Source organism: Clostridium sp. (genome assembly GCF_021443865.1).
Classification (GTDB): Bacteria; Bacillota; Clostridia; order Clostridiales; family Clostridiaceae; genus Clostridium.
The window spans coordinates 1-7,849 of record NZ_JABUTB010000054.1; the positions used below are offsets into that span (position 1 = coordinate 1).

Below are 7,849 nucleotides of genomic sequence, written 5' to 3' on the forward strand. Positions count from 1 at the left end.
CATTTATAAAAATTTAAAAATACAAATATTAATTTAAATTCTTTATATTTAAAAATCTGGAATGTTAGAAAAATAAATTAAATAAGTTTTTATTTAGGATTATTTTAATTAAATAAATATTTAAAAAAAAGATAATTTATGTATAAAAAAACTATAAATTGGATTGACATCCAAAAAAAACATAAGTTATAATTTTAATAGTTTAACTCTTAAAATGAATATATTAAAGGGTTTCAGATAATAAAACTAGATATATTCTAATAATAATGCGCATTAATTAAAGGGAAGATTAAACTTAGACTTAAAGAGGGGGAAAAGAAATGGTAGGAATTGTCATAGCTAGTCATGGTGAATTTGCTAGTGGTATTTTCCAATCAGGTCAAATGATTTTAGGTGAGCAAGAAAATGTAAAAGCTTGCACATTAATGCCAAGTGATGGACCAGAAAATATAAAAGCAAAAATGGAGGAAGCCATTGCTTCTTTTGATAATCAAGAAGAAGTACTATTTTTAGTTGACCTATGGGGTGGAACACCTTTTAACCAAGCAAGTGCATTGCTTAATGGTCATGAAGATAAATGGGCAATTGTAACAGGTTTAAATTTACCTATGTTAATTGAAGCCTTTGCTTCTCGTTTCACTATGGAAACTGCACATGAAATTGCAGCTCATATTTCTGGAAGTTCTAAAGAAGGAATAAAAATAAAACCAGAATCTTTAGAACCAAAAGAGGAAAAAGCACCTGTTGTAGCAGAAAATACACATCAGGGAAGTATTCCAGAAGGAACAGTTATAGGAGATGGAAAAATTAAATATGTTTTAGCACGTATTGATACACGTTTATTACATGGTCAAGTTGCAACAGCATGGACAAAAGCTGTTCAACCAAACCGTATTATTGCTGTATCAGATTCAGTTGCTCATGATGACTTAAGAAAGAGTATGATTGAACAAGCTGCACCTCCAGGGGTAAAGGCTAATGTTGTTCCAATAGATAAAATGTGTAAAGTTGATAAAGATACACGTTTTGGTAATACAAAGGCAATGTTATTATTTGAAACGCCTCAAGATGCATTAAGAGCTATTGAAGGTGGAGTAGAAATTAAGAAATTGAATTTAGGCTCAATGGCTCATACACTAGGAAAGGTGGCTTTAACAAAAGCTATTTCTATGGGAAAAGAAGATGTTGAGACATTCGAAAAATTATTAGCTTTAGGAGTAGAAATTGATGTACGTAAAGTACCTAATGATTCTCCAGAAAATTTCGCTGAAATTTTGAAAAAAGCAAAAAAAGAATTAGCATAAAAATGGGAGGAAATTAATATGTCAGTAGTTACTATCCTATTAATTGTTTTAGTTGCTTTCATAGCAGGTATGGAAGGGATTTTAGATGAATTCCAATTCCATCAACCTCTAGTAGCATGTACATTAATCGGTTTAGTAAGTGGACACTTAACAGAAGGTATTATTTTAGGTGGATCACTTCAAATGATAGCTCTTGGATGGGCTAACGTTGGTGCAGCAGTTGCACCAGATGCTGCACTTGCTTCAGTAGCATCTGCAATTATAATGGTTCTTGGTTTAAAGGGAGGAAATACAAGTGTTTCTAATGCAATAAACACTTCAATTGCAATTGCAATTCCTCTTTCAGTAGCAGGTTTATTCTTAACTATGATTTGTCGTACAATAGCAATTCCTATGGTTCACTTTATGGATTCTGAAGCGGAAAAAGGAAATATCAGAGGAGTTGAAATGTGGCACATATTAGCTATATGCTTACAAGGTGTACGTATAGCTATTCCTGCTCTTGCATTATGTATTGTACCTCCAGAAATAGTTACAAATACATTAAATGCAATGCCAGCTTGGTTATCAGGTGGTATGGCTGTAGGTGGTGGAATGGTTGCTGCCGTAGGTTATGCAATGGTAATTAACATGATGGCTACAAAGGAAGTTTGGCCTTTCTTTGCAATTGGTTTCTGCTTAGCAGCAATTAGCCAATTAACACTTATTTCATTAGGTGTTATCGGAATTAGTTTAGCATTAGTTTATTTAGGATTAAAATCATCTGGAGGTTCTGCTAATGGCGGATCTGGTTCTGGTGACCCTCTAGGGGATATCTTAAATGATTACTAAAATCTTGAAGGAGGATTAGAAAAATGTCAAATAAAGTTCAATTATCCCAAAATGATCGTTTTTCAGTAGCTTGGCGTCATCAGTTCCTTCAAGGTTCTTGGAACTATGAACGTATGCAAAATGGTGGATGGTGTTATTCAATTATCCCAGCTATCAAGAAATTATATCCTGAGAAAGATCAACAAATCGCTGCTTTAAAGCGTCACTTAGAATTCTATAATACACATCCATATGTATCTGCACCAGTTATGGGGGTTACACTAGCACTTGAAGAAGAACGTGCAAATGGAGCACCTGTTGAAGATGCTGCAATACAAGGGGTTAAAGTAGGTATGATGGGACCATTAGCTGGTGTTGGTGACCCAGTATTCTGGTTTACTATTCGTCCTATATTAGGAGCTTTAGGGGCTTCACTAGCATTATCAGGAAGTATAGCAGGACCTTTATTATTCTTTATATTATGGAATGTTATGCGTTTTGCATTTATTTGGTATACTCAAGAATTTGGTTATAAAGTTGGAACAACTATTACAAAGGACTTATCAGGTGGTTTATTAGGACAAATTACACAAGGAGCTTCTATTCTTGGTATGTTTATCATTGGAGCTTTAGTACAACGTTGGGTAAGTATTAGTTTTGCACCTATAGTATCTAGAGTTACACAATCTGAAGGAGCTTATATTGATTGGGAAAGTTTATCTTCTGGAGCAGAAGGAATTAAAGAAGCTTTAACACAATATAGTGCTTTAGGAGTTAATGGTTTAAATATTGAAAAAGTAACAACTTTACAACAAAACTTAGATTCATTAATTCCTGGATTAGCAGCTGTATTATTAACATTATTATGCGGTTGGTTATTAAAGAAAAAAATATCACCTATAGTGATAATTATTGCTTTATTCGTTGTAGGTATTATTGCAAGAGTTATTGGATTAATGTAATAGAATATATCATATAAAGGCTCGGCTTAGTCGAGCCTTTATTAATTTTATTTTATGGAGGATAAAAATGGCACAATCATTAAATACAAAGGTTGACTTAACAATTTCATCAACATCTTATTTAGGTGTAGCAAGTTATGGAAAAGTTATGATTGGCGATAAGGCATTTGAGTTTTATAATGATAGAAATGTAGAAGATTATATACAAATTCCTTGGGAAGAAGTTGATTATATTGCTGCTTCTGTTTTATTTAGGGGAAAGTGGATTAGTCGTTTTGCAATCTTTACTAAGGAAAATGGACATTTTTCCTTTTCTACAAGAGATAATAAAGAGACATTACGCGCAGTTAATAAATATATAGAATCAGATAAATTAGTTCGTTCCATTTCATTTATGCAAGTTATAAAAAGAGGAATAAAATCAATATTTGCGTAAGAATATAGAATAAATATTATTAAATACATTATTTATGGGAATAAAATCCAATAAATAATATAAACTCCAAGTGTAATTACTATACTTGGAGTTTATATATTAATCTTCAGGATTAAAATTTCTTATTATTAATGATATAAAAACATATTTATTAAATTTGATATTATGCCTAAAAATGTTCCAATTAGCATTAGTATAATTAATACAAGAGATTTTCTCCTAATAGGCTCTGGAGTGATATCATTAGGATTCTCATTTTATCTAATTTCTTCTTCATTCTTTTTGATGGAATAATTGTAATAATAAATATAATTAATGCTAATATTAAAGATATAAGAGAAATAGTTTTTAACAAACTAACCATAAATATTCTCCTACATATATTTTTATAAATTTCCAAGGAGTTTAAACCTTCAATCTTTCTTTTTTAATTCGTTAATTCTTTCAGTACCGTATATATATTATGGAATACAACCTAAAATAAGTAAATAAGAAATATATTTATTGACTAAATATAGATAATCATCTATATTTAAATATGGTTATATATAGATGGTTATCTATGAATAATTTGTATATAGATAAATATCTATACAAGGAGGCTATAATGAATAAGAATTACGACGATAACATAAAAATACTTAAGGCATTAGGTGAAATAAATAGATTAAAGATAGTAGATATGCTGTCTTCTGGGGAGAAATGTGCTTGTCTAATATTAGAAAGTTTTCATTTTACTCAGCCTACACTATCTCACCATATGAAGGTTTTAATGGATTCTGGAATAGTAAAGTGTAGAAAAGAAGGTACATGGATATATTATAGTTTAGACACAGAATTATGTGATAAGCTTATGAGATTTATAAACGGTGTTTTAACTAGTAATAAAAAGTGTATATGTAGTTCAAATTGTATAGATAAATGCGATTAACATTGAAAGTGAGAATAAAATGGATAAAGTTGATTTAACGAAGGGGAATGTTCTAAAGGTTCTAGTTACTTTAGCATTGCCTATAATGGGAAGCTCATTATTACAATTTACCTATAATCTAGTTGATATGTTATGGGTTGGAGGCTTAGGTAGTAATGCAGTAGCAAGTATAGGGTCATCTAGCTTTTTTGTGGGGCTTGGCTACTCAATTAATGCCTTTGTAGCAATTGGAACAGGAATAAAGGTTGCTCATTCCATTGGAAGAAAAGATTATAAGGCTGTGGATGAATATATATCTGCGGGAGTAATACTAAATGCTATTATCGGTGGACTATATTCTTTAGTATTAATATTTTTAGGAAAGAATTTCATAGATTTTTTAAATATAAGGAACTCTATAGTTGAAAGAGATGCATATATTTATTTAGCTATTAATGCACCAATATTGTTTTTTTCTTTCTTTAATACTTTATTTATCAGGATACTTAATAGTTTTGGAATAAATAAATCAGCATTACATATAAGTGCTATAGGTGTAGTAATTAATTTGATTTTAGATCCAATTATGATATATGGACTAAATCTTGGAGTTACTGGAGCTGCACTTGGTACTTTAATAGCAAATGCAGTAATGTTTATATTTTTTGTTAAAAAATCACTAAACTTATATAAATTTGACTTTAAAAATGGATGGAATTATATTAAGCTAAAAGAAATAACAGTTTTAGGACTTCCAATGTCATTTCAAAGAGTTTTATTTACAGTTGTAAATATATTATTGGCTAGAATAATAGGAAGTTTTGGAGCAGATGCTATTGCAGCACAAAAAATAGGATTGCAAATAGAGTCAGTGGTTTATATGGTAGTAGGTGGACTAAATGGTGCTATTGCAGGATTTGTAGGTCAAAATTTTGGAGCAAAGAAATATGATAGAATAAATAAGGGATATAATACAGCAATAGGTATAGGAATTATATATGCTTTAGGTGTAAGTTTACTATTTATATTTACTCCAGAAATGTTAGTAAGGTTATTTATTAGAGAAGATAATACTATATTTATTGCAAGTAATTATTTAAGAATAATTGGATATTCTCAAATTTTTGCTACTATTGAGATGATATCCAATGGTGTTTTTACAGGCTTTGGAGTCCCTAAAATACCAGCGCTTATTAGTATAATATTTACTATTCTTAGAATACCATTAGCCCTTATATTAACAAAATTTTATGATGTTAATGGAATATGGATAGGGATTTCGATTTCCAGCATTTTAAAGGGAATAGTAGCTTATTTAATATATAAATTTAAAATATGGAAGGTGTATAAAAATGTTAGATGTGATTCAGTCACTTAATTATAGAGAAGAATTATTAAAAGGGAACTTTGGATTAGAACGTGAAACATTAAGAGTAGATGGAGAAGGTAAATTAGCTTTAACTAAGCACCCAGAGGTCTTTGAGTGTAAAATTTCACATCCATATATAACTACAGATTTTTCAGAAAGTCAGATAGAGCTTATAACTCCAATATTAAATACTTTAGAAGAGTTACATAGTTTTGTTAATTCTCTTTATGATATTACTGTTTTAGAATTAAAGGATGAATATCTATGGCCACAATCAATGCCCTGTAGTATTCCAGAAGATAATTTAATTCCAATAGCTGATTATGGTAAATGTAAAAGCGGTGAAGTTGCAAGTGATTATAGAAAGAAATTATTAAAGAAATACGGAGGAAAGAAACAATTAATTTCTGGAATCCATTATAATTTTTCTTTTAACGAAGAATTAATAAAAGATTTATATGAAAAAATAGGAAATGGTGAATCTTATAGAGATTATAGAGATTCTATTTATCTAAAGGTTGTTAGAAATTACTTAAGATATAGGTGGTTATTAATATATCTTTTAGGTGGAACTACAACTATGCATGAAACCTTTGGGGAAAAATGCGTAATTGAATTAGATAAGATATCTAAAGATGGTTTTAGTAATAGAGGAGCTGTATCTTATAGAAATAGTGAATGTGGTTATAAAAATCCCGTAGATTTATATCCAAATTATAATTCAGTGAAAGATTATGTTGAAAGCGTATATAAGTTTATTGATGATAAATTAATAGATAATCATAAAGAACTTTATACTCAAATTAGATTAAAAGCTAATAATAATGATAGATTTCTAGAGTCACTTTTAGAAGATGGAATTAGTTATGTGGAAATGAGAAGCATAGATATAAATCCTTTTAGTAAAGCTGGAATTTCTCTTGAGGACTTAAATTTTATTAACTTACTAACTATTTATTTCCTTATAAAAGATGAAAGTTCATTTGGAGAATGGCAAGAAGAAGCTCAAAATAACCAAAATATAATTTCTATGTATGGACAAATGGATGTAGTTTTATATAGAGATGGAGAAACAATAACTAAGAAAGATTGGGCTTTAGATATATTAAATGAATTGAAGGTAATGAACGATAAGTTATCTTTAGGTAAGGAAGATATAATTAATTCTATGATAGAAAAAATTATGAATCCTAAATTAACCTATGCTTATAGAATATCCGAAATGGTTAAAGAAGAAGGATTTTTAGAAAGTCATTTAAGATTAGCAAAAGGATATAAAGAAGATGCGTATAAAAATAGATTTAAATTAGAAGGCTTTGAAGATTTAGAACTTTCAACTCAAATATTGATGAAGGAAGCTATGAAAAGAGGAATCAAGGTTGATGTTATTGATAGGGCAGATAACTTTATTTCTTTAGAGAAGGATAATCATATAGAATATGTAAAACAAGCTACTAAAACATCAAAGGATAACTATGTAACAGTTCTAATGATGGAAAATAAAGTAGTAACTAAAAAAATATTAGATAAAAATAACATAAATGCACCTAAGGGAGATGAATTCTTTAGCTTAGAGGAAGCTATAAGAAAAGTACACAAATATGTAAATAAAGCTATTGTAGTAAAACCAAAATCAACTAACTTTGGATTAGGTATTTCTATATTTAAAGAAGGACCAAAATTAGAGGATATAGAGGAAGCATTTAAATTAGCTTTTGAACATGATAATACTGTGTTAGTTGAAGAATTTGTTAAGGGTAAGGAATATAGATTCTTAGTAATTGGTGATGAAGTGCCAGGGATTCTTCATAGAGTTCCAGCTAATGTTATAGGTGATGGGAAAAGTAACATTAGAGAATTAGTTGAAGAAAAAAATAAAAGCTCACTTAGGGGAAGAGGATATAAAACACCTCTAGAAAAAATAAACTTAGATGATAATGTAAAATTATTCTTAAAGCATTTAGGAAAGAATTTTGATTATATACCAGTAAAAGACGAGGTTGTATATTTAAGAGAAAATTCTAATGTAAGTACAGGTGGAGATAGTATAGATTATAC

Annotated in this window: 7 protein-coding genes; all 7 read left to right on the forward strand. The window is 29.4% G+C overall.

Annotation, left to right across the window (positions count from 1 at the left end; translation table 11 throughout):
• Positions 1-320: 320 nt before the first annotated feature.
• On the forward strand, positions 321-1,304 hold the full coding sequence (locus tag HUJ77_RS10340; RefSeq protein ID WP_291708506.1) for a mannose/fructose/sorbose PTS transporter subunit IIA: 984 nt from the start codon (positions 321-323) through the stop codon (positions 1,302-1,304).
• Between the two features lie 18 nt (positions 1,305-1,322).
• The gene (locus tag HUJ77_RS10345; RefSeq protein WP_291708507.1) at positions 1,323-2,135 is read left to right on the forward strand and encodes a PTS mannose/fructose/sorbose transporter subunit IIC; all 813 of its coding nucleotides are present in this window, start codon (positions 1,323-1,325) and stop codon (positions 2,133-2,135) included.
• Between the two features lie 23 nt (positions 2,136-2,158).
• Positions 2,159-3,076 carry a PTS system mannose/fructose/sorbose family transporter subunit IID gene (locus HUJ77_RS10350; protein WP_291708508.1) on the forward strand — a complete coding sequence of 306 codons (918 nt, stop codon included), beginning with the start codon at positions 2,159-2,161 and terminating at the stop codon, positions 3,074-3,076.
• 67 nt (positions 3,077-3,143) lie between these two features.
• The gene (locus tag HUJ77_RS10355; RefSeq protein WP_291708509.1) at positions 3,144-3,512 is read left to right on the forward strand and encodes a DUF956 family protein; all 369 of its coding nucleotides are present in this window, start codon (positions 3,144-3,146) and stop codon (positions 3,510-3,512) included.
• Between the two features lie 607 nt (positions 3,513-4,119).
• Positions 4,120-4,443, forward strand: a complete 324-nt coding sequence (locus HUJ77_RS10360; protein WP_291708510.1) for a metalloregulator ArsR/SmtB family transcription factor — start codon at positions 4,120-4,122, stop codon at positions 4,441-4,443.
• A gap of 19 nt (positions 4,444-4,462) precedes the next feature.
• Complete coding sequence (locus HUJ77_RS10365; protein ID WP_291708511.1) at positions 4,463-5,800, forward strand: MATE family efflux transporter; 1,338 nt, start codon at positions 4,463-4,465, stop codon at positions 5,798-5,800.
• On the forward strand, positions 5,775-7,849 hold a 2,075-nt coding region (gene gshAB, locus HUJ77_RS10370), incomplete at its 3' end, for a bifunctional glutamate--cysteine ligase GshA/glutathione synthetase GshB (protein ID WP_291708512.1). The genes HUJ77_RS10365 and gshAB, both read left to right, overlap by 26 nt.

What these genes read in the sequence shown, in the direction of transcription:
- HUJ77_RS10340 (WP_291708506.1), top strand. Translation starts at nt 321, where the DNA reads ATGGTAGGAATTGTCATAGCTAGTCATGGTGAATTTGCTAGTGGTATT.
- HUJ77_RS10345 (WP_291708507.1), top strand. Translation starts at nt 1,323, where the DNA reads ATGTCAGTAGTTACTATCCTATTAATTGTTTTAGTTGCTTTCATAGCA.
- HUJ77_RS10350 (WP_291708508.1), top strand. Translation starts at nt 2,159, where the DNA reads ATGTCAAATAAAGTTCAATTATCCCAAAATGATCGTTTTTCAGTAGCT.
- HUJ77_RS10355 (WP_291708509.1), top strand. Translation starts at nt 3,144, where the DNA reads ATGGCACAATCATTAAATACAAAGGTTGACTTAACAATTTCATCAACA.
- HUJ77_RS10360 (WP_291708510.1), top strand. Translation starts at nt 4,120, where the DNA reads ATGAATAAGAATTACGACGATAACATAAAAATACTTAAGGCATTAGGT.
- HUJ77_RS10365 (WP_291708511.1), top strand. Translation starts at nt 4,463, where the DNA reads ATGGATAAAGTTGATTTAACGAAGGGGAATGTTCTAAAGGTTCTAGTT.